At 54.0% G+C, this 21726-nt stretch carries 17 protein-coding genes; 12 read left to right on the forward strand and 5 right to left on the reverse strand.

From position 1 onward, the window contains the following. Positions 1 to 410: 410 nt before the first annotated feature. Positions 411 to 1676, reverse strand: a complete 1266-nt coding sequence (locus HY913_06585; protein ID MBI4962921.1) for a PAS domain S-box protein — start codon at positions 1674 to 1676, stop codon at positions 411 to 413. 196 nt (positions 1677 to 1872) lie between these two features. Next, positions 1873 to 2643 carry a hypothetical protein gene (locus HY913_06590; GenBank protein MBI4962922.1) on the reverse strand — a complete coding sequence of 257 codons (771 nt, stop codon included), beginning with the start codon at positions 2641 to 2643 and terminating at the stop codon, positions 1873 to 1875. 441 nt (positions 2644 to 3084) lie between these two features. On the opposite strand from HY913_06590, the gene rho reads away from it, so the two are divergent. The 7 genes from rho to HY913_06625 all read left to right on the forward strand — a co-directional run bounded on the left by rho (position 3085) and on the right by HY913_06625 (position 10009). Beyond that, the gene (rho, locus tag HY913_06595; GenBank protein MBI4962923.1) at positions 3085 to 4338 is read left to right on the forward strand and encodes a transcription termination factor Rho; all 1254 of its coding nucleotides are present in this window, start codon (positions 3085 to 3087) and stop codon (positions 4336 to 4338) included. A gap of 222 nt (positions 4339 to 4560) precedes the next feature. Then, positions 4561 to 4866 (forward strand): 50S ribosomal protein L31, encoded by a 306-nt coding sequence (gene rpmE / locus HY913_06600; GenBank protein ID MBI4962924.1) that lies wholly within the window; start codon positions 4561 to 4563, stop codon positions 4864 to 4866. A 124-nt stretch (positions 4867 to 4990) separates the two neighbouring features. After that, the gene (locus tag HY913_06605; protein MBI4962925.1) at positions 4991 to 5965 is read left to right on the forward strand and encodes a DUF1385 domain-containing protein; all 975 of its coding nucleotides are present in this window, start codon (positions 4991 to 4993) and stop codon (positions 5963 to 5965) included. 14 nt (positions 5966 to 5979) lie between these two features. Continuing rightward, entirely contained in the window at positions 5980 to 7059 is a 1080-nt protein-coding gene (gene prfA, locus HY913_06610; GenBank protein MBI4962926.1) for a peptide chain release factor 1, read from the forward strand. Between the two features lie 12 nt (positions 7060 to 7071). Further along, the gene (locus HY913_06615; protein MBI4962927.1) at positions 7072 to 8502 is read left to right on the forward strand and encodes a radical SAM protein; all 1431 of its coding nucleotides are present in this window, start codon (positions 7072 to 7074) and stop codon (positions 8500 to 8502) included. A 594-nt stretch (positions 8503 to 9096) separates the two neighbouring features. Further along, positions 9097 to 9285: a hypothetical protein gene (locus HY913_06620; GenBank protein MBI4962928.1), complete on the forward strand. Its 189-nt coding sequence runs from the start codon at positions 9097 to 9099 to the stop codon at positions 9283 to 9285. Positions 9286 to 9493: 208 nt separating this feature from the next. After that, entirely contained in the window at positions 9494 to 10009 is a 516-nt protein-coding gene (locus HY913_06625; GenBank protein MBI4962929.1) for a transposase, read from the forward strand. A 268-nt stretch (positions 10010 to 10277) separates the two neighbouring features. Here HY913_06625 and HY913_06630 read toward each other — a convergent pair whose 3' ends face one another. Then, on the reverse strand, positions 10278 to 11330 hold the full coding sequence (locus tag HY913_06630) for a hypothetical protein (protein ID MBI4962930.1): 1053 nt from the start codon (positions 11328 to 11330) through the stop codon (positions 10278 to 10280). 897 nt (positions 11331 to 12227) lie between these two features. On the opposite strand from HY913_06630, the gene HY913_06635 reads away from it, so the two are divergent. The 5 genes from HY913_06635 (at position 12228) to HY913_06655 (ending at position 18671) form a co-directional block, all read left to right on the forward strand. Beyond that, positions 12228 to 13391, forward strand: coding sequence for an acyl-CoA dehydrogenase family protein (locus tag HY913_06635; protein MBI4962931.1), 1164 nt, complete (start codon positions 12228 to 12230; stop codon positions 13389 to 13391). Between the two features lie 62 nt (positions 13392 to 13453). Then, the gene (locus tag HY913_06640; protein ID MBI4962932.1) at positions 13454 to 14140 is read left to right on the forward strand and encodes a helix-turn-helix transcriptional regulator; all 687 of its coding nucleotides are present in this window, start codon (positions 13454 to 13456) and stop codon (positions 14138 to 14140) included. A 206-nt stretch (positions 14141 to 14346) separates the two neighbouring features. Further along, positions 14347 to 16383: a (Fe-S)-binding protein gene (locus HY913_06645; protein ID MBI4962933.1), complete on the forward strand. Its 2037-nt coding sequence runs from the start codon at positions 14347 to 14349 to the stop codon at positions 16381 to 16383. 519 nt (positions 16384 to 16902) lie between these two features. Continuing rightward, positions 16903 to 17694 (forward strand): electron transfer flavoprotein subunit beta/FixA family protein, encoded by a 792-nt coding sequence (locus tag HY913_06650; GenBank protein MBI4962934.1) that lies wholly within the window; start codon positions 16903 to 16905, stop codon positions 17692 to 17694. Further along, positions 17694 to 18671 carry an electron transfer flavoprotein subunit alpha/FixB family protein gene (locus HY913_06655; protein ID MBI4962935.1) on the forward strand — a complete coding sequence of 326 codons (978 nt, stop codon included), beginning with the start codon at positions 17694 to 17696 and terminating at the stop codon, positions 18669 to 18671. The genes HY913_06650 and HY913_06655 overlap by 1 nt, the downstream gene beginning before the upstream one ends. A gap of 488 nt (positions 18672 to 19159) precedes the next feature. On the opposite strand, the gene HY913_06660 is transcribed toward HY913_06655, so the two are convergent. Both HY913_06660 and HY913_06665 read right to left on the reverse strand, forming a co-directional pair. Further along, the gene (locus tag HY913_06660) at positions 19160 to 19693 is read right to left on the reverse strand and encodes a transposase (protein MBI4962936.1); all 534 of its coding nucleotides are present in this window, start codon (positions 19691 to 19693) and stop codon (positions 19160 to 19162) included. Between the two features lie 334 nt (positions 19694 to 20027). Beyond that, on the reverse strand, positions 20028 to 21695 hold the full coding sequence (locus HY913_06665) for a fatty acid--CoA ligase (GenBank protein MBI4962937.1): 1668 nt from the start codon (positions 21693 to 21695) through the stop codon (positions 20028 to 20030). Between the last annotated feature and the right edge of the window lie 31 nt (positions 21696 to 21726).

Raw genomic sequence — 21726 nt, forward strand, 5'->3', positions numbered from 1 at the left:
GCTTGGGCAGGTCTGTGGCACCCGACACCAGTTCGCCATAAAAAATATAACATCGCCGAAAGTTGTTATTGCGAGGGCGTCGAGCCCGAAGCAATCTCAGTGGCGAGAGATTGCTTCGTCGCTTCGCTTCTCGCAATGACAACTTTCGGCGATGTTATATTTTTTATGGCGAACTGGTGTCGGGTGCCACAGACCTGCCCAAGCAGGTCTGTGCTTCTTCTCTGCCGTGTTCCAAGTTTGATCACAAATCAGTATCACTGGTAATGACCGATTGTGAAGCCCGATGTGTCCGGATTGGTAGCCACCAGCCTCCGTGCCGGTGGAATGTGTAGATAACTCCCATTAGTTCGGGCAGGCAGGCGCACGGATACTGCCACCTTCTCGTCCTTGAGGTCCGAGCGTCTATTTCACTAAATGTGCTCTTGTCTGATTAGCCTTTTGAACAGGACGGAGAAAGTGGTGCCTCCTGATTCCCTGCATTCGCGCTCGCTGTTCACGTGCTCGCACATGGCAATGCCGCCCGGACAGTAATCTCGCTGGCCCGCAAGGTGCACACACCCGGTGGTGGAGAAACTTATGTCAATGTAACCTTCGTCAGCGAGCATTTTCAGTTGCATCAATTCCAAACCTTTGCCGCCCGCGTCGAAGTCAAACGGCTTCTTGGTAGAGTACTGCTCCGTAGCCTGCGTATGATGGAAAGCATCAAAAATGAATGGTTGATCTTCTCGGCGGATGCCCACCCCGCGATCCTCGACCTTCAACAGAGGCCCTGAAGGGGTTGCCTCCAGTACAACGGTTACCGTCCCTCCGTCCGGAGTATTCTCAATCGCGTTCTTGACCAATGTCTGGAGAACCCTCTGAAGCACGTCCGGATCTATCATTGACGAATCAACAGGTTGGAGCCGGTGGAGCAGCGCCACCGATCGATTTGAGCTGCGTTTCCGAAGCGTATCCAGGACGTCAAGGACAAACGGAATCACAGGAAAGGGTCGCGGCTTGTATTCTCTGGGAGCAACGATTTCTTGGACGATCCGCTGAACCTCTATCAGCCGGTTCAGGTTCCTCCTTATCCTGTTGAGGCTTTTTTCCCGCTCTTCAGGCGACAGGTTCTGTCTCGCCAGTATTGGGAGCGAAGCATCTATGATCGCCAGTGGGGTGGTGAGTTCATGCGAAAGATGGTTCACGGCTCGTTGCCTGGCTCTCTGCATGGATTTCCACGCGGTTATGTCTCGAATGATAACGAGAATCCCGGCGGGTTCCCCTTGGTGGTCGAGATATCGCGAGGCACTGATGTTCACATCCAGGACGATTCCGTCCTTCGTGGTTCTCTTGGTCTCAAAGCCGCTCATAGGTTTGCCGCCCCGAAGCAGACGACCGATATGGGCAAGCGAAATCTCCTGTTCCGATTCCGGCACGAAAGGGATTCGTTTGCCCAAAACCTCTTCTTTTGTCCATCCAAACAGGCGGGTGAATGAATCACTGACATACTTTGCATTTCCGCTCAGATCGTAAATGACGATTGCGTCGGCAGAGGAGTCTATAGCATTCAGGATGCCCTGGAGAAGCTCTTGAGTCTTCCTGGCCTCCACCTCACTTTGTTCGAGTCTGGTCGTGAGCTGCCGACTTTCGTGCGGTACACAATGGAGCGGCGCTGACTTGTCAATTTTGTCGGGCATTCCGGATACCTCTTATGAACCTCGGGTAGGTCGCGGAATTGAAATCGGTTTTAGGGTAACCAAGGCCGTATGGAGATCGCAACCCGGCGTGAATCTGCTCAAATCGGGTTGCTTTCGCATGTGGTCATCCCCGCGCGCGTTTAGTTCCGCGGGGGAAAGAGGGCCTTGGTTTCTAGCGGCTCGATCGCCTATGGTGTCACAGCGCGCCTTGCTTCTCCAGCAACTTTATTAGGGGGAGAGTAATGCGGCGCTGAAGTTCCAGCGACGACCGGTCCAAAATGTCAAGGATCATACTAAGATCATTAACGTTTCTGCTCTTCCGGGTGACAAGATAATGCGTTACATCGGGAGAAATCCGCACATGTTTGTCCCTCGCCATCTTGTCGAGTATCAAGACCCGCACGCTGTCTTCAGGCGGTTCGAGCCACAGCACCAGCCCCGCGGTAATACGCGATTTCATGTGGGGGTCATTCTCGAAGATCTCATCCGGGGGCAGGCGGGAACTCATTATCAGCGGGGCCCCCGATCGTACCAGCTGGTTGGAGAGGTTCCACAGATGATGTTTATTGTGATCGTCCATCAGGTGCACGTCGTCAACCAGCACGGCGCACTTTTCTTCGTCGTTACCGTCCACCGAGGTAACCAGCTCCTCCAGGTCCGGGAAGCTTGCAGGGCTCCCCACTGGCACAATCAGTTTTACGAGGCACTTTTCAGGATCCAGCCGCTCCTTGAGGTGAGATGCAAGAGCGTTCATCATGTGGGTTTTGCCTGTACCGGCCGCGCCGTGAAGAAAAAGAAAGGGGCGTGGTAATTCCCCTGATTCGTAAACTGACCGGATAGTCAATAAGGCTTCTCTGATCCCCTCATGGATCACGAGATTGTCCAAAGTGAACCGGGGGGGCGTGGCAAATGGCAAGAGCAGTTGGGTCATGTCCGCCATTCTAAAGTGCAGCGCAAGAATGATCAATGGGGAATCGCCTCCGCCAATTCATTTACATGGAAGAGGCTCCGGCCGGGAAGAAACCTGCTTCTCGCGCGGGGTTACAACCAAGAAGCCGGGCCGGTACGAGGGCACCAATGAATCCCTGGGAAGTCGTAGCATTCTCGGTTGTGAAATGGCATTCCGAGACCTCTCTGCCCGTCCGCGAAAGCGGCAGGACACGAACTTGAAAAACAAAACACTTGACAGTACAAGGCTGGTTGATTAAAAAAAGTACAGCCACTTTTTAGAAACCCCCTTCCAGGAGCACGCTTCCAGCCGAGGAAAATCATGTCGTAACGGGTCGGGGCCATTGAGGTCAAGCGCTGTGGCGTGTGTTTAGCGACCCTGCTCGAAAAAAACTTCAGGCGGAACTCCAAAACCAACAGCTTTGTCCCTACCAAAACAGAAAGAGACGCAGGAGATCTCATGGACGTTGCACAATTGAAAGAAAAGAAGGTCAGCGAACTTTTGGCCATAGCCAATTCACTTGCCGTTGAAGGCGCAAGCAGCATGCGCAAACAGGAGCTGATCTTCGCAATACTTCAGGCTCATCAAGCAAGCGAGAAAGAAGCGCCCATCAGGGGCGAGGGAGTTTTGGAAATCCTCCCCGACGGATTCGGATTCCTTCGAGCGCCTGACTACAATTATCTGCCCGGACCTGATGACATTTATGTTTCTCCCAGCCAGATAAGGCGCTTCAACATGCGGACCGGCGACACCATTTCCGGATATATCCGGCCCCCGAAAGACACGGAGCGCTACTTCGCCCTTCTTAAAGTCGAGACCATGAACAGCGAAGATCCGGAGTTGGTTCGAGACAAGGTGCTCTTTGACAACCTCACCCCGCTTTATCCGGAGGAGAAACTAAATCTGGAGATAGCTTCGACACAGTATTCGATGCGAGTCATGGATCTCCTGACCCCTATCGGTAAAGGACAGCGCGGGTTAATAGTCTCCCCGCCCAAGGCCGGCAAAACTGTGCTGTTGCAGCAAATCGCCAACAGCGTGACGCATAATCATCCGGAAGTTTATTTGATCGTGCTGCTGATCGACGAGCGTCCGGAGGAAGTCACCGACATGCAAAGGTCGGTCAAAGGTGAGGTTATTTCTTCCACTTTTGACGAACCCGCGCAAAGGCATGTGCAGGTGGCCGACATGGTCATAGAAAAGGCCAAGCGGCTGGTAGAGCACAAAAGGAATGTAGTCATCCTGCTGGATAGCATCACGCGACTTGCCCGTGCTCACAACACCGTGGTCCCCCCAAGTGGGAAAATCCTTTCCGGTGGCGTTGATTCCAACGCACTGCACCGCCCGAAAAGATTCTTCGGGGCGGCTCGTAACATCGAAGAGGGCGGTAGCCTCACCATCATCGCAACTGCCTTGATCGACACCGGCAGCAAGATGGACGAGGTTATCTACGAAGAGTTCAAGGGAACGGGCAACATGGAGATTCACTTGGATCGCCGCCTGCTGGAGCGCCGAATCTTCCCGTGCATCGACATCAATCGTTCCGGCACCCGAAAAGAGGAGTTGCTGGTGTCCCAACAGGATCTCCAGAGGATCTGGTTGCTACGAAAGCTCCTGGCGGACATGAACTCTGTGGATGCAATGGAATTTCTGTTAGACAAGATAATGCAAACCGATTCCAACAGAGAATTCCTTGAAATTATGAATAGATAAAAGGCCGGACCGGTTTTACCGCGGCAGCGCGTGCTTTCTGTGCACCCCCATGACTATTCGGCAGACACCACCAGGCGCTGGTTTCCAACCGCGGCTTGAACCGAATTGTTGCAGGGTGTAACATGCTTTAGGGACACATGGTGTCTCGGCGAACTTTTTCTATTTTCTCGACACGTATCTTATGGTAATCTGGAAAGCTTCAATCATGAACGGAGGCGAGCAATGAAAGAGGGAATTCATCCCGAATATAGCGAATCAGTTTTCAAGTGCGCTTGCGGCGCTGAGGTCCATACGGTCTCCTCGAAGCCCGAGTACAAAGTTGAAATTTGTTCGGCCTGCCACCCATTTTTCACCGGGAAGCAGAAACTTGTGGACAGCGCTGGAAGAGTCGAGCGGTTTATGAAGAAATATGCAGACGCGAAAGTCTCCACGGGGAAAAAGCCCGCTAAGACAACTCGCAAGAAAGTCGAACCGGCCGCCAAAAAGCTGCGAATCAAAAAAGAAAAGGCTGCGCCTGCCAAGAAATAGCCCGTCTATTGACAAGTAGCCCCAAAATCAAGTACCCACGACGGGAAGTCTAATTTAGCCGGGATGCAGGAGGCGTGGACCCGATCCTTAAAAGCCTGCACTTTCACCGGCTGAACGGAGCCACATGTTAATTAGCAACCACTCCTCAGGCGAAGGCAGTACCAGTCAAATCAAAGTCGGGGGGCAGGCCGTCATAGAAGGAATTATGATGCGGGCCCCGAAAACGTTCACCGTGGTGGTCCGCAAGCCGGATGGAGAACTGGCGATTCGTGAGGATCGCTGGTACTCCCCGATGGAAAAGTGGCCGACGCTGAAGAAGCCTCTGTTGAGGGGCTGTATAGTCTTGTACGAAGCCCTTTTCAACGGGATTCAGGCGCTTACATACTCCGCTCAGGAAGCGCTGGGCGAAGAAGAGGAAAAGCTTGGACCTTGGGCATTGACCGGGACCATAGCTCTGGCGCTTGGCGCTGCAATGCTCTTGTTTGTTGTGGTGCCTCACCTGGCAACGCTGGGGATAGGAGTCCTTACCGGGGCCGATCTGGGCGTAAGGAGCATCTGGTTCCACGTCATTGACGGCGTGATCAAAGTCAGCATTTTCGTGGGCTATATAGTTCTGATTTCGCTATTGAAAGAAATACGACGGGTATTTCAGTACCACGGCGCTGAGCACAAGTCGATTCATGCGTACGAGAAAGGCGACGAGCTGACAGTCGAGAATGCTCGAAAATATCCTTGCCTGCACGCACGCTGCGGCACAGCTTTTTTACTGCTGGTTCTCGTTTTCAGCATTTTTCTTTTCACAGCGGTATTCCCTTTCCTGCCAAAGGACCTGTTCGGGAGTAAAATCGCAACCAATGCTTTCTACATTGTTGTGAAGATTTTTCTCTTGCTCCCTATTGCAGGATGCTCTTACGAGATTATTAGAATGGCAGAAAGGTTAAATAATCCGATTCTAAATGCGTTGCTCCTTCCCGGCATGTGGCTGCAAAAACTAACCACCAGGGAACCGAGCGACGACCAAATCGAAGTGGCCCTGGTGGCCCTTAGGACAACTCTTGAAAAAGAGGAGATGCGGGCGAAGAGCGAAGCCTCCGCCTGATATAGCCGTTTACAATGCAAGTACTCTCGAAACTGGAAGAACTGAGCCGACGCTACGACGAACTCAATGATGAGCTTGCCAGGCCTGAAGTTGTCTCCGATCCCGAGAAGCTTAAGAAGGCGGCAAAGGAACAAGCCGATCTGGACGATATTATCGTGGCGTACAGGTCTCTTACTGGCGTAATCCGAGAAATCGACGATCTGGAAGAGCTGGTCCGCAACGAAGACGATCCTGAAATGGTCAGCATGGCCAGGGAGGACCTGGCCGTACTGAAGGACCGGCAGTCTCAAATCGAGGCGGAGCTTAATCTTCTCCTGCTGCCCAAAGATCCGAACGACGCGAAGAACACTTTCCTGGAAATCCGGGCGGGCACAGGGGGCGAGGAAGCCGCCCTGTTCGCTGCCGATCTGTTCCGGGCCTATGGCCGTTACGCTGAAATCCGGGGTTGGCGAGTGGAGGTAATGTCCTCTTCCATGGCGGCCGCGGGCGGCATAAAGGAAGTAATCGCCCTAATACACGGCTCCGGCGCTTATTCGCAGCTAAAATACGAAAGCGGGGTCCATAGAGTCCAGAGGATACCTACCACTGAGTCTCAGGGCCGAATCCACACTTCAGCGGTTACAGTTGCGGTGCTCCCTGAGGCGGACGATGTGGAAGTGGCCATCGATCCAAAGGAATTGAAAATCGACGTGTACCGATCCTCCGGTCCTGGCGGCCAGAGCGTGAATACCACGGATTCGGCCGTGAGAGTCACGCACTTGCCTACCGGCATTGTGGTTACCTGCCAGGACGAGAAATCGCAGCATAAGAATAAGGCAAAGGCTCTGAAGATCCTGAAGGCCAGAATCCTGGACCGCATGGAACAGGAAAGGCAATCCGAAATCAGCAAGGAGAGAAAGAGCCAGGTAGGATCAGGAGATCGATCGGAGCGTATCAGGACTTATAACTTCCCTCAAAACCGTGTCAGCGATCACCGAATTGGTCTGACGCTGTATAAGTTGGACATGGTTATGGACGGCAAGCTGGATGAACTGATCGAGCCTCTTGCAATTCATTTCCAGACCGAAGCCATAAAAGAAAATCTTGCCCACTAAGACAGGTCTATCATGAAAAGCGCTCTCGTGCTGGTCCCTCCAAACATTGCCAGCATGGACTCCGCCGCGGGAGGGCGTTTCCAGGCTACTTACAATGCCGACGGGAGCGCAGCGAGCCACTGGATTCCCCTGTGGATATGCTACGCAGCGGGAGCGGTCCCCACAGGCCGAGCCATGGACTGCAATGTGGAAGGAAGCTCCAGAGAGCAGTTCCTGGAAACCGTCCCGGATTACGACATCTACGTTTTCTACGCCAACCAGGAGACCGTGGCGTACGATCATGAGACTGCCCGGCTGCTCCAACAAACCAAGAAAAACTCTCTAATAGTGTTCGCGGGACCGTATGCTACGGTGGTGCCTGAGAAGGTCGTTTCAGCGCCAGGAGTGGCTGCGGTGATTCGGGGGGAAGTGGAGTTGCCGCTGCGGGAGTTGTGCCGCGGTTTGCCGATTGCCGAAATCAGAGGCCTGACATGGAAGGACGGCGACGAAATCATCTCCAACCCCGACGCTGACAAGTTGGAGGACCTGGATTCGCTACCATGGGCTTCTCGGATCATCCGCCGCGACCTGCCTCTGTTACGATATCGCATCCCATACCTTAATTATCCCTATATTTCGATTTTCTCAGGTCGCGGCTGTCCGAGTCATTGCACGTACTGCCTCTGGCCGCAAACGGTAGCGGGCCATCGGTACCGCAAGCGGAGCATATCCGATGTGGCAGCGGAGATGATTTGGATTCACAGCGCCCTACCCCAGATCAAAGAAATCCAGATCGAGGACGACACGTTTACGTGCGAACGCGACCGCGTGTTGGAGCTGTGCGACGATTTGCAAGGCAAGGGTATCACGTGGTCCTGTTGCAGCCGCCACGACCTGCCCGTGGAAGTTTTGGCCCGGATGAAACAAGCCGGCGCGCGTAATCTTGTGGTGGGCTTCGAATCCGGAAACGACGAGATACTCAAAAGGGTCAAAAAAGGTGTCAATACCGGCCAGGCCAAAACGTTCATGGAGAACTGCCGGAAAGTAGGCTTGCGGGTTCACGGATGTTTCGTTTTCGGTCTCCCGGGTGAAACTCGTGACACCATGCGTCAGACCCTTGACTACGCTCTGGAGTTGCGTCCCAATACCGTCCAGTTCGCAATAGCAGCCGCTTACGAAGGGACCGTGTTCAACAGTTATTTGAAAGAAATGGGATTCCTGAGACAAGAAGACGGTATCACCAAGACAGGGCATTTGAGTGCCCGATACGATTACCCTGATTTGTCCGCGGAAGAGATCAACCAATTCAACTACAGCGCGTGGAAATCCTACTATCTCCGACCTTCAACCATCTTCCAAGGGGCTGTTTCCGCGCTCACAAACATCGAAGATGCCAAGCGCTTCGTCCACGGCGTCAAATACATCGGCCAATACCTCCTCATGAAACAACCCCACGCGAAGTGAAGGGGACCTGAAGAGTAAAGAGCATTTCCGGGGAGGGCGTTTTTGCAAAAACTGCTGCGCGCAGGGCGATAACCAGCCTTTATGCCGCTGAGGCCTTAGCGAATCGACGGGTCCATCGAAGACATATATGGCCCCACGCCTAGTGGCCCCCGCACCTCTCCGCAAAAACTCCCACATCTTGATCAAATATGAACATTGCCAAGATCTTTGCCGAGTTTCCTATGACAACATCTCGTCATTACTTAGAAAACAGTAATCCAGCAAGATGCACCAACGAGATTGTGCTTGATTGCGCACGCCTTCTCGATGGGTGGCCCGGACGCCACTGCGTCCGGGTCGCGTAGCGACAAGAGGTGATTTTCAACCTAAGAAGTTGCCCCGGCTGTCGTGGGATAAGGTAGACTTCGCGGAACAGCCCCTCTTGTTCCTTCGGAACCCGGACGCAGTGGCGTCCGGGCCACCCAGTGGAATTCAGCTTCTTACTGCCCTGAGACTAGAGAATCTCCGTTGACAAATTAGAGAATGGGTCTAAACCTAATTGACATTGCCAATCTCTTTCTGTTCAACAACACTACGTCTATCAGGGGGGATGTCATGACACTCAAGGAAATGGCAGAATGGGCCAGAATGAGAGCATGTGGTCCGTGCAGAAAATCCGAATCATATGAACACCCGGCATGCTTTGAGGCCAAACAGATCCATGATCACTTGCAGACGGCAATTAGAATTGAACAGGTAGATGTGGGCGGAAAACTGTTGGCGGGATGGCTTATTCCTGACTAGTGGGAACTGGCTTTCGTTGTGTGACTCAATGCAGACCATTCGTGGGTGGCCCGGACGCCACCGCGTCCGGGTCGCGAAGCGACAAGAGGGGCAGTTTGCCCCGAACTTGGCGACGCGTCGTCTACCTCTCCGTGGAGCCCCTGCACTTTCTTCGCGATTACAATGGATTCAGATTGAATACTCGGGCGCGACAAGATAAAGATTCAATATGTCACGCCGCATCTACGACGAACCGGGTCATGTCCACTTTGTCACCTTTTCTTGCTTCAAGAGGAGGCGCCTGCTCGATGATGACCATGCCAAGAGCATAGTGACAGGGAATCTCGCACGCCAACTAGCAAAGCGTGAAAGCCGGTGTTTCGGTTTCGTGGTGATGCCGGATCATGTCCACGCACTTTTGTGGTTCCCTAGTAATGGCGTTCTGAGTGACCTCATAAAGTGGTGGAAGCAACGCAGCTCCTTCGAGATCAAGCAATTGTTGGAAGGGCGTACCCAGCGCTATGCCGACGCGATTGACCTGCGAGATCCAGTCTGGCAACCTCGTTATTACGACTTCAACGTCTACTCTGAGGAGAAGTTGCTCGAAAAGCTGGAATATATGCATTCCAATCCAGTCAAGGCGGGTTTCGTGGACGTCCCGTGTGATTGGGAGTTCAGCTCAGCCAGGTTTTACGCAACAGGCGAGTTAGTTGGGGTGCCGATCAGGTCTTGGAACGAATTGTAAATTGGAACTTTGCTTGCTTCACTAGGAGGAACCACGCCTCAGCCGGATGCATGGGTGGCCCGGACGCCACTGCGTCCGGGTCGCGCAGCGACAAGAGGTGATTTTCAACCTGTGATCTTGTAGACCAGCACCTGTTGGACAGGGCAGTGTCCACGAAACAGCCCCTCTTGTTCCTTCGGAACCCGGACGCAGTGGCGTCCGGGCCACCCGTGCTAAGCGAGCAATCTATGTTTTCAATCCCTGACGCTTCGTGTGAGACTGATAAAGATTAGTACAGGCTGGCGCCCCCTTCAGGTGTCCCCTGCGCTTGTGGTCCTCGGAGGAGGCGGTCAATTCTGGATGGTGCCGGCTCTTCGGTTTCGGCTTCGCCGGGTTCGGCTTCCAGGGCTTGCAGCCGGGACGTTAGGTCTTCGGCTTGGGCTTTCAGGTCTTCAAGCTCTTTTTCGGAGGCCACGGCTCGCTCTCTCTGGCTTTGAAGTTCCTTTTCAGACGCCTCGGCCCTAGCTTGGTATTGCTCAGCGTATTCCTTCCATTGTTCGGCTACATTCTTATTTTGTTCTGCAACGTTCCGTGCTACTTCCAGTTGCTTGGACGTCTCGGCCAATTCACTGCGAAGTCGATTGACCTCATTTTCTGCGGTAGATTTCAGTTTGCCCGAGTCAGAGACTGCGTTCTTTAGAGCAGCCAGAAGGTCCGCCTTTTCGTCTACCTCTTGCTTGAGTTTCTTAGCTTCGGCTGAACGATTTTCCAACTCCCGCGTTATTTGTTCAAGCCTGGAATTGAGTTCTCCCGTTCGAGTTCTTTCCGCTGTCTGGAGTTTTTCAATCTGCTGTCTCAGTTGCTCGACTTCGGCTTCCTTGGACCCGGCCTTTTGGCGAATGGCCGCCATTTCCGATTCTTTCTGGTCCAGATTTTTGCTCAGTTCGTCCAGGCGCCGGCTCAACTGAGCTGCCCTGTGTTCGGCTATGGCCTTTTCTCCCATAAGTTGAATCTTGGTCTCATCTGCAGCGGCCTTGCCGGGCACCTCTCGTGCGGGCTGGGCGGCTTTGCGTTCAGCTCTCGTCGGCTTTGCAGGCTCGCTTTGGGGTTGCTTCAGTTTTTCTGTTAGGGTTTGAACCTGGGCTATAAGCTCTTCGTTCCGTGCCTGCTCCCGTTGAATATCGTCGTGAGCGCGGGCGAGTTGGGACTGGAGGGTGGAAACCACTGACTGGCCTTGGTCTTTTTCGGCTTCCTGCTTCTGCGGGGCAGGCCCACCACAGCCCTGAAGAAAGATTAGTGCCAGACCGCTGAGGAGGATCACACCGTAACGCACAAGGTTCATAGAAGGAGTTCTCCTTTTCGTGGGCCCGCTCGATGAAATGCAGCCGGGGATAAGGTCAGTCTAAGTCGATTGAATTATAAGTTAATATTCAGGTTTTTGTCAAGAAAAACCAGTGAATATGCCATCAATGTTCACTCCATTGTCTCTTTTTATTTCACCTTCCTGAGAACAGGGAGGAATGACATCGTTGATGATTAACAGCGCGATGCTGAGCCGCTGTTGTGACAACCCAGCCGTCCCGAGACCTCGATTTCGTAACCATTCAGTCTTGCGGGGGTGGAAGGGATTCTTAGCCCAGAAGGGGCGTACCAATGGTAGTCTCGCGGGACGCGGGATGTAACCCGTGGACCGGAAGCACTGCCACAGCCCTGAATCACCGACCCTGAAGGGGTCGACCCCTCCAGGGTCGGTAATCCAAATGATTGTGTGGGCCATTCTCCACGGGCTTACGCCCGTGGCTACCGTCGGGCTGCCCCTTCGGGGCATGCGAGACGCTCCCGCACGTAAGTGAATGATTACTCGATTCCCAATAATTCCTTTTACAATCGCTCAAACGACCCGAAGTTCACACCTCAGAACCTCAGCCCCCATGCCCTCCCTGTAATTCGGCCAACCTGCTTTCGCTCCTGTTCGTTATGCTGTGTTCGCCTTGACAATGAGACGTCCCATCTGTTATTGAGTACGAGTTGCGTCGAACATTGTTCGTTCCTCATCGACGCTGCTAACGGATGTGAAACCAAATATCTGGTGATTTTGCGCCTGTGCTACCGGCTCTGGCGGGTCCAATCGTCAACCGACTGAAAACGTCGAGCAACGATCGAGAACCCGACCTGAACAGCTCCGGTACGTGTATGCTCGTCTTTACCTAGCTGGCACAAGGGGGTTGTGAGTATGTCCTTGAACTTTGATCTTCCCAAGGATGCGGAACTGACGAGAAAGGTTGTTAGAGAGTTCGCGGAAAAGGAGATAGCTCCTGTCGCACAGGAGTTGGATGACAAGGAAGAATTCTCGTACGACCTGACCCGCAAGATGGGCGAACTGGATTTTTTCGGACCGTTTGTGTCCGAGGAATACGGCGGCAGCGAGGTCGGATACCTCAACTATATCATCACTGTCGAGGAGATCGCACGGATCGACGGGTCCCATGCGGCCACCATAGCGGCCGGCAACTCTCTCGGAATAGCCCCGATTTACTATTTCGGAAATGAAGACCAGAAGCGGAAGTGGCTCCCGGACCTGTGCAAAGGCAAGATCCTGGCTTCATTCGGACTCACGGAGCCTGATGCAGGATCGGATGCAGGCGCTTCAAGGACCTCGGCGGTCCTGGACGGCAACGAGTGGGTAATCAATGGCAGCAAAATCTTCATAACGAACTCGGCTACCGACATGAGCGCGGTTTGCGTAGTCCAATGCGTGACTGACAGTTTCGAGTCCGAGAAGCCGGAGATAAGCTGCATTCTGGTGGAAAATGGGACCAAAGGCTTCATCGCGGAACCCATGCACGGCAAGATGTGCTGGAGGTCTTCCAACACGGGACAGCTTACGTTCCAGGATTGCCGGGTGCCGAAAGATAACCTGCTCGGCAAGCGCGGTGAAGGTTTTCATCAAATGCTGAAAACTCTGGACGGTGGCCGCCTGTCCATTGGAGCGATGGGGCTCGGCGGGGCCCAGGGAGCGTTTGAATTAGCCCTGGATTACTCAAAGAAAAGGACCCAGTTCGGGAGGCCTATCGGATCTTTTCAGGTGAACGCGTTCAAGCTGGCAGACATGGCCACCGAGATAGAGATGGCCCGACTGCTCCTTTACAAGGCTTGCTGGCTGATGGATAATAATAAATTGATCCCCAAGATCGCAGCCATGGCCAAGCTCGTGTGCTCCGAGACCTATTACCGCGCGGCAAATCACGCGGTTCAACTGCACGGCGGATATGGTCTCATGAAAGACTATGCAGCGGAGCGGCACTACAGGAACCAGAAACTGCTCGACATTGGCGAAGGCACTTCGGAGGTTCAGCGAATCGTGATCGCCAGAAGCATTGGAGTGCCCGGCAGGTCCATGTAGCCCTGTATCCGTTTGTTTGCAGCGTGTCGGCCGGTATTGTTGGGATGTTGAAAGGACCAATCATGGAAGACGAAAAGAAACATGCTTCCTACGAGCGTTTTCGGGAGACGGTAGACCAATACGGAGAAGCCAAAGGGCACGATTTCCTCACCGATCCCGATGCCGAAGCCGCGGCCAAGGAAAGGGTCGAAAGCGATGAAGCGGTCCATCATGGGCAAAGACTTCAAGCGGCCAGAAAGCAGAGAGGCTTTTCGCTGGAAGAGCTTGCGGCCAGGTCAGGAATAGACCAGGCTACACTGGCTCAGATGGAAGCCGGCGAAGCCATTCTGCCGCTCGGTCAGTTGATCAAGTTGAGCAAGGCGCTTTCCCTCAAAATGGCGGACGTGATCTCGAAAGGCGAGGAAGCTTTTACCATAGTTCGCGCGGGCAACCGTCAGAGCTTTAGCCGATTCGGTAAAGCAAAACAGGCCAGCCACGGTTACGAATACGAATCATTGGCCCCGAACAAGAAAGACAGGCTTATGGAGCCGTTCATCGTCACTCTTCATCCGGCTGTGGCTGACGAACCTTCTTCACATGACGGCCAGGAGTTCATTTACGTCCTCGAGGGTGAGATGGAGGTGCTGGTAGACAACACTCGTGACGTGCTGGGACCTGGCGATGCGATCTACTACGATTCCACCAGCATGCACCTGGTGAAAGCTCACGGGGACCGTCCCGCGAAAATCCTGGCGGTTCTTATAAGTTAAGAATTACGGGGGAAACTTTTTTCTGCAAAAAAGCTTTCCCCCGTGCCCCCTTCAAAAAACTCCATATCATGCTCGCTGGGCAGCTTCCGCTGCAAGCGGAAGTTGCCCAGCGAGACGAGATACAGAAGTTTTTGGAGAGGGGTGCGGGGAGAAGCCTTTTTACAAAAAGGTTCTCCCCGCAATCTTCTTCATTGAGGTCTTTATCAATGGCAATAGTTGAGCCGGCAGATTTTCCCATCGCCGGAGTTCCCGCCCCTGTTCTAATTCTCGTGGTTCTTGCCGCAGCGTTGTGTTTGTTTTCGTTCATCATGTTCCGCCGAATTGAGCTTCTCAGAAAAGGGAAGCCCGATCCCAGGTTCTCGAACATAGGCGAGCGAATATGGATGATGATTGCTTACGGGTTCGGGCAGCTACGTCAGCCCCGATACCTGGGCGCAGGCATCCTGCACATCTTGCTCTTCGCCGGATTCATGATCCTTTCGCTCCGTTCTCTCACTATGATCGGGCTAGGCTTTTCTTCCGAATTCCACCTTCCCCTGCTGTCCGGGACCGCGGGTTTTTCCTACGAAGTGCTCAAAGACTACGTGGTGCTCATGGTGCTGGCCGTCTGCATTATTGCGATCATCCGCCGCGCGGTGTTCCGGCCGGCCAGATACGAACACCCCGGAATCGCGGGCCACGAGAACGAGGCGTTTATCATTCTGGGCCTGGTCGCGGCTCTGATGGTTACCGACATGGTTTATGACGGCAGTGCCCTGAAAGCTGCCGGGACGGCCGGTCAGGCCGGTTTGTTCCCCGCGGCCACTCTTGCCGCTTCCATCATGCCGGCGGCCGGGTCTACGGCCCTGGATTTTCTCCACATAGGCGGCTACTGGGCGCACATCTTGGTTTTCTTCGGCCTGTTGAACTATTTGCCTATCTCGAAACATTTTCACGTGATCACGGCCATACCGAACGTATTTTTTGCCAACCTGAACAAAGGCGCCATCAAACCTGTCCAGTGCGGAGTGAATGACTGGATGGACCTGCCCGAGTGCGGGACCGGAAGCTTTGAGGGGTTCACTTGGAAGCACGTCCTGGATTTCTATTCGTGCGCGGACTGCGGCAGGTGCAGCGACAATTGCCCGGCCACCACGGTGGGACGTGCCCTCTCGCCTAAGATGATCAGCATTAAAGCTCGGGATTATGCTTACAAGTACTTCCCGGTATTCGGGTCCGCTCCCGATCCGGGTGAAATCAAGCTTATCGGTGACATCATCACCGATAAGGAAATATGGGCCTGCACCACTTGCGGGGCCTGCGAGCGGGAATGCCCCATTTTTATCCAATACATAGACAAGATTGTTGATATGAGGCGCTATCTCCTCGACCAGGGCGATGTGCCTCAATCCCTGCAAAAGCCCATGCAGCAGATCAAGAAGAAGGGCAATGCTTACGGAGGCAGCAAGCAAAAAAGAGCCGCGTGGGCAAAAGAGCTTGAAGGCATCGAAGTCAAAGAGCTGAAGAAAGGCGATGCGACTGATCTGCTCTTTTTTGTGGATAGCTGCGGATCGTTTGACCCGAGGATACAGGAAATATCAAAAGCGTTCGCGCGCATCCTGAGCAGAGCAGACGTGGATTTCGGCATACTCGGGCAGGATGAAACAGACTCCGGTAACGAAATAAGAAGGCTGGGTGAAGAAGGCCTCTTCGAGCAGGTCTCGCAGAAGAACATCGAGGCCTTCGAGGCGAGGGAATTCAAGGAAATAGTGGCATTTGACCCTCACGCGTTCAATACCATAAAGAACGAATACCCCGGCCATTTGCCGATCGTTCATGCCGGCCAATTGATAGCTCGATTCCTCAGACAGGGAGAAATAAAGCTTTCGGGCGACTATCTGGCCGGTAAGACCGTGACATATCACGATCCGTGCTACCTGGGCCGCCACAACAACATCTACGAAGACCCCCGGTACGTTCTCGGCCAAATACCGGGTATCCGATTGCACGAGATGGAGCGCTCAAGGTCTCGGAGCTTCTGCTGCAGCGGCGGCGGGCTGTTGCTGTGGTACGAAAACGAAGAAGAAAAGGAAAGAATGGGCGAGCGAAGGGTCCACATGGCTGAAGAAGTCGGCGCCCAAGTTATTGTCACAGCATGCCCCTTCTGCCTGATAAACCTCGAAGACGCTATCAAGACCACCGGCAATGAAGGCAAAATGGAAGTGATCGACCTGGTCGAACTGGTAGACCGGTCAATGGCGTGAAAAAGGGAATTGTGGGTAGGCCCTTTTTGTAAAAGGGCCTACCCACGCCCCTCCCCAAAAACTTTCATATCCTGCTCGATGTGTGTCTTCCGCCGGCGGCGGAATACATTCAGCGAATAGAATATGAAGTTTCTGAAGGAGGCAGGAGGAAACCTTTACATAAAATGACTTTCGTCGAGAAGTCCCACCGGAAAAACCGTTACTATGAACTGAGAACAGTGACATAGGCGAGCGATTGGTTAGAAGTGGCCGCAAAACCACACGGGTATTTTTTGGCACCCGCTTTAGGGCTCAGGCATTACAGAACCTCTCGGCCAAGGGGAAGCTTCACGCGCAACCTAAAGAAACACCGCCGGCTTGCCGGTCTTCAGCCTCAGCCGTTGCCTCCTCAGAGGCAATGGCTGCAAGTCATAGGAGTTTTTGGGGTGGGGTCCGGGGAGGCCCTTTTTGCAAAAAGGGCCTCCCCGGCCACTCTTCCAAGAACTCATAGGTTCTGCAACCAACTCTAGGGGAGGAGCAATGGATATCGTTGTCTGCATGAAATGGATACCGGACACCTCCGAGGCCGAACTGGCCGTTGACAGTGGAGGGAAGGACATCAAGAAGGACAACCTCGACTATGACATCAACGATTGGGACCGGTTTGCCATCGAAGAGGCCGTCCGTATCAAAGAAAAGGTAGGCGGCAAGGTCACGGTCGTGAGCGTCGCACCGGAGGATGCAGAAGAGATGCTTCGAGAAAGCCTCGCACGAGGGGCCGACGAGGCTTATCATCTGTGGGACGACACGTTCGAGGGGTCTGACGGATACGCGGTGTCACGGATCCTCGCACAGTTCATTAAGGGGCGTCCCCATGATCTGATTCTGACCGGCACTCTCGCGGAGGATGACGGCGGAGCGCAGGTCGGCGGAATGCTGGCGGCAATGCTGGGCCTTCCCAGCTCCGCACTGGTTTCCAAGATTGTAATTCAGGACAGCAAGGTCACGTTCAACCGTGAACTTGAAGGGGGCTTGTACGAGGCGGTTGAAATGGACCTCCCGGCTGTGCTGGCTGTCGCCACCGGACTGAATGAGCCGCGATTCGTCTCGATCCGTGCGGTGCGCAAAGTCGCTGGTATGGACATCCCAATGCTGGATCTGGGTGAAGTAGGCCTTAACGAAGCTCAAGTAGGATCTCAGGGCTCCAGGATTCAGGTCGAAAAGGTCTTTCTGCCGCCTGAAGGCGAAGGCGCGGAAATAATCAAGGGCAGCCCGGAGGAAGCTGCTGCGCGGGTTGCCGAGATCCTGAAAGAGAAGGGAGGTATCGGTTGATGAAACAGATATTCGTCCTGGCTGAGCATCGGAAGCAGCAGTTAAGAGATACCACTTGGGAAGCCATTGCAGCGGGCCGAAAGGTTGCAGGAGAATTCGGAGCGGAGCTTTCCTGCATTTTGCTGGCAAGCAATCCTGACGGTATGGCAGACCAGTTGGCTAAAGAATGCCCGAAAGTCCTTGTGGTGGATGATCCCAAGTTCGAGACCTTCAACTCCGACTCGTTCATCAAGGCGCTGACGCCCATTCTGAAGGATCGCGGACCATTCATGCTCATTATGGGCAATTCCAACTCGGTCATCGATTTGGCTCCCGGCCTCTCTGTAGCTCTGGACGCGGCCCTGGCGACGGATTGTTTCGGGCTGGAAGTTCAGGACGGCAAACTCCAGGCCCTGCGTCAGATATACAGCTACAAAGTCAATTCCGTAGTCTCTTTCAAAGACGCGGAAAGAGTGGTTGTGACACTCCGTGCCGGCTCCTTCCCCTTCACTCCTGTCGCGGGACAGACCGGCGCTGTGGAAAAGATCGCTTCTCCCCTGGGCGCTGAGCCTCTGCGCAAGCGATTCCTTAACTACGTGGAAGCCGAAAAGGGCGATGTGGACATCGCATCCGCAGATATAATTGTCTCTCTGGGCCGCGGCATCGGCGACGAGCCTGAAATGGAAGCGTTCGAGTCCCTGGCCGAAACCATGGGAGGCGTGCTGGCCTGTTCCCGTCCCATCGTAGACAAGAGTATCCTGCCCAAATACCACCAGGTGGGCACTTCCGGCGTGGAAGTCAAACCCAAGGTGTACCTCGCTCTCGGGATCAGCGGCGCATTCCAACATATCGGCGGAATCAAAGGCTCTCCCCTCATCATAGCCATCAACAAAGACCCCCGCGCTCCGATCTTTCGCGTGGCCCAATACGGCATAGTCGGCGACCTCCACCAGGTCGTCCCCGCCCTGGAAGCGAAGATAAAAGAGCTGAAGAAGTAGAGAAGAGGGGGAAAAGAAGGAAGAAGAGGAAGAGGAAGAGGAAGGAAGAAGAAAAGAATTGCGGGAGAAGCCCTTTTTGTAAAAAGGGCTTCCCCCGCACCCCCTTCCCAAAAACTTTATCAATCTTTTTTCCAGGCTGCGCCTGAAAAAAGCCCTAGTTCCCGTAGGATGCGGTGACTCGGACGGTTTCAACACCTTCAGGGAGTCGGGAGTCTCTCGGACATGCGTCCCCAGGCTGGACCCTTGGAACAAGAAAATCCACTGTAGGGGCAGGTCTTGTGCCTGCCCTTCTCGGAATGATCGGAGCGGACACTGATCGCCACCGGGCACCCACAAGAGGTGCCCCTACAGATCGGCATTTGCCATTTTTGCTCGTTCCCAGGCTCCAGCCCGGACATTCTACAGCACAGCGTTGTGTCTCGTTCCCAGGCTCCAGCCTGGGAATGCCTGTCGTCCGGGCTCTTGCCCGGACATCCGCCGGCAAAGCCTCAGAATATTACCTCAACCGGGACCAGGCCTGTTTGGCCGCAATAGTCCTGAGCACTGGAGTACCTCCAATGCTCCGGATAGTTCACGTAGCCCCTTCTTACCGGGTTGAAGTGAATGTACTCTGTCTTCTGCCTGAGTGCTTCTTCATTTACGATGGCTATGAGATGAGAGCCTTCTTGCCATACCTGATAAGTCTGGTTTGTTTTATGGTGTTTCTTCAAAAAATGCATTTGCGTTAAATAGAATGAACTCCCAGAAACCCTCAGCAATTCGACAATCTTTTTCGCGGTGAATGATTTAAAGTTTCTCAGTTCATTGGAGAAGTCATTCGCAGTCCCAATTAAATGAAGGTGATTCTCCATGAGGACGTAAGCATGCAGAGCGAGGCGATCTTCCTCGTGAAGGAACTTCAATGCACTAAGTACAACTTCGGCTAATTCGGGCTTTGTGAACAGAGGGAGCCAACCAATTACGGTGCAGGTCGCAAAGTATGTCTGGTGTCCCTCTACCTGTTTGTATCGACTTCGGCCCATGGCAGCCACTTTTTGGGAGGCAGGAGCCTCCCGTTATGCGTTCCCAGGCTGGAGCCTGGGAACGAGAAATAATCCACTGTTGGGGCAGGTCTTGTGCCTGCCCTGCTCGGAATGATCGGCGCGGACACTGATCGTCACCGGGCACCCACAAGAGATGCTCCTACAGATCGGCATTTGCCAGTTTTTCTCGTTCCCAGGCTCCAGCCTGGGAATGCTTGTCGTCCGGGCTCTTGCCCGGACTTCCTCCAGCACAGTGTCAGCCCGCGTCAGATGTGGCGACCGGTGCGAACCACATTCTCCGTGGTCTTTTCTCGATTGATGCGGTTCACTTCGTTCACCGCATCCTACGGCTCTCCATTTGTTCCCGGATCATCTTCTTGTTAATTTTCCCGACGCTGGTTTTGGGGATTTGGTCGACTATTTGGAAGTCGTCGGGGACGGCCCATTTGGATATGGTGCCTTGGTCCACGAATTGGAGGAGGAAGGAGCGCAGATCTTCGCCGGTGATTTTGTCGTTGTAAGTCGGTTTGAGGACCACGAGGGCCACGGGCCTTTCGCCCCATTTTTCGTCGGGCACTCCGACCACAGCGGATTCCGAAACCGCTTCGTGCCGGCTGAGGAGGCTTTCCAGGGCCAGGGACGAGATCCATTCTCCTCCTGTTTTGATGGCGTCTTTCAGGCGGTCCGTGATTTGGACGTAGCCTTCGGGGTCCATTACAGCGACATCTCCCGAGTGTAGTCGTCCGCCTTCCCACAGCTCTTCGGAACGCTCCGGCGCCTTGAAGTAACCCTGGGTGCACCACGGAGTCCGAACGACAATTTCTCCCGGAGTTTTACCGTCACGCGGAACAGGATTGCCTGATTCGTCAACGATTCGCATATCAACCAATGGCAAAGGGAATCCGGTTTTGGTGCGATAGTCGAGCTGCCTCTCAATGTCCCATTCCATCATGTGAGGCTTCAGGTTTGCCAGGGTGAGCAATGGACAGGTTTCGGACATGCCGAATCCGTGGAAAACGTCGATACCCATTTCAAGGAGCTGTGTGGCCAGTCCCCTGGGCAGGGCCATGCCGCCGGTGTTGACCTTCCATCCTCGGAAATTGACTTCCCGAGCCACGGGGTCGTTTATCAGCATGTGAAGAATCGTGGGAACGCAATGTGAAAAGGTCACCTTCTCGTTCTTTATCAGCCTGAGGATCGTTTCGGGCACGTACCTTCCGGGGTAAACCTGCTTGGCGCCCAGCATGGTAGCCACATACGGGAACCCCCACGCGTGGACATGAAACATGGGGGTGATGGGCATGTACACATCTCCGGATTGGAAGCGGCCCGGCGCGGTGAAACCGGCAAGCGCCACACTAGCCGCAAGCGTGTGCAGCACCAACTGGCGATGGCTGAAATAGACGCCCTTAGGATCGCCGGTAGTCCCCGTGGTATAGAAAGTCGTAGCCTGGGCGTTCTCGTCAAAATCGGGGAAGTCGAAAGTATTGCGGGAACTTTGGAGCATCTCTTCGTATTCCGCGGAAATACGCAGAGAAGTGGCCGGTCTTTCTTTCCCGTCCTTGAGCAGGACGAAAGTGCGCACAGTCTTGAGTTGGTCGGCAATGCCTTCCAGCATAGGCACAAAATCCTCATGAACCAGAACCGCCGCGTCTTCGGCGTGATTCATCGTGTAAAGGATCTGTTCGGGCGAGAGGCGAACATTGACCGTGTGCAATATGGCTCCCATCATGGGAACGGCAAAGAAGCACTCCAGATATCGGTGGGAGTCCCAATCCAGGACAGCCACGGTGTCTCCCGGACCGATCCCGAGCGACGAGAGCCCTGCCGCGAGGCGGTGGATTCGGTCATAGAATTCCCGGTATGTGATGCGAGCCTTGTCCTGATAGACTATCTGCTGGTCGGGCGCATAAAGGATGGGCGTATGCAGCAGTTGTTTTATCAGCAAAGGGTATGAGTAGGCTGACGGGGTCCTGGGAATGGTGCGAATACCTTCGATCATCGGTGGTTTCTCCTAAAGCATGATCCCGACA

The organism is Desulfomonile tiedjei, from assembly GCA_016212925.1.
In the GTDB taxonomy this organism is placed as follows: Bacteria; Desulfobacterota; Desulfomonilia; order Desulfomonilales; family Desulfomonilaceae; genus JACRDF01.

What these genes read in the sequence shown, in the direction of transcription:
- HY913_06585 (MBI4962921.1), bottom strand. Translation starts at nt 1,676, where the DNA reads ATGCCCGACAAAATTGACAAGTCAGCGCCGCTCCATTGTGTACCGCAC.
- rho (MBI4962923.1), top strand. Translation starts at nt 3,085, where the DNA reads ATGGACGTTGCACAATTGAAAGAAAAGAAGGTCAGCGAACTTTTGGCC.
- rpmE (MBI4962924.1), top strand. Translation starts at nt 4,561, where the DNA reads ATGAAAGAGGGAATTCATCCCGAATATAGCGAATCAGTTTTCAAGTGC.
- HY913_06605 (MBI4962925.1), top strand. Translation starts at nt 4,991, where the DNA reads ATGTTAATTAGCAACCACTCCTCAGGCGAAGGCAGTACCAGTCAAATC.
- prfA (MBI4962926.1), top strand. Translation starts at nt 5,980, where the DNA reads ATGCAAGTACTCTCGAAACTGGAAGAACTGAGCCGACGCTACGACGAA.
- HY913_06615 (MBI4962927.1), top strand. Translation starts at nt 7,072, where the DNA reads ATGAAAAGCGCTCTCGTGCTGGTCCCTCCAAACATTGCCAGCATGGAC.
- HY913_06620 (MBI4962928.1), top strand. Translation starts at nt 9,097, where the DNA reads ATGACACTCAAGGAAATGGCAGAATGGGCCAGAATGAGAGCATGTGGT.
- HY913_06625 (MBI4962929.1), top strand. Translation starts at nt 9,494, where the DNA reads ATGTCACGCCGCATCTACGACGAACCGGGTCATGTCCACTTTGTCACC.
- HY913_06630 (MBI4962930.1), bottom strand. Translation starts at nt 11,330, where the DNA reads ATGAACCTTGTGCGTTACGGTGTGATCCTCCTCAGCGGTCTGGCACTA.
- HY913_06640 (MBI4962932.1), top strand. Translation starts at nt 13,454, where the DNA reads ATGGAAGACGAAAAGAAACATGCTTCCTACGAGCGTTTTCGGGAGACG.
- HY913_06645 (MBI4962933.1), top strand. Translation starts at nt 14,347, where the DNA reads ATGGCAATAGTTGAGCCGGCAGATTTTCCCATCGCCGGAGTTCCCGCC.
- HY913_06650 (MBI4962934.1), top strand. Translation starts at nt 16,903, where the DNA reads ATGGATATCGTTGTCTGCATGAAATGGATACCGGACACCTCCGAGGCC.
- HY913_06655 (MBI4962935.1), top strand. Translation starts at nt 17,694, where the DNA reads ATGAAACAGATATTCGTCCTGGCTGAGCATCGGAAGCAGCAGTTAAGA.
- HY913_06660 (MBI4962936.1), bottom strand. Translation starts at nt 19,693, where the DNA reads ATGGGCCGAAGTCGATACAAACAGGTAGAGGGACACCAGACATACTTT.
- HY913_06665 (MBI4962937.1), bottom strand. Translation starts at nt 21,695, where the DNA reads ATGATCGAAGGTATTCGCACCATTCCCAGGACCCCGTCAGCCTACTCA.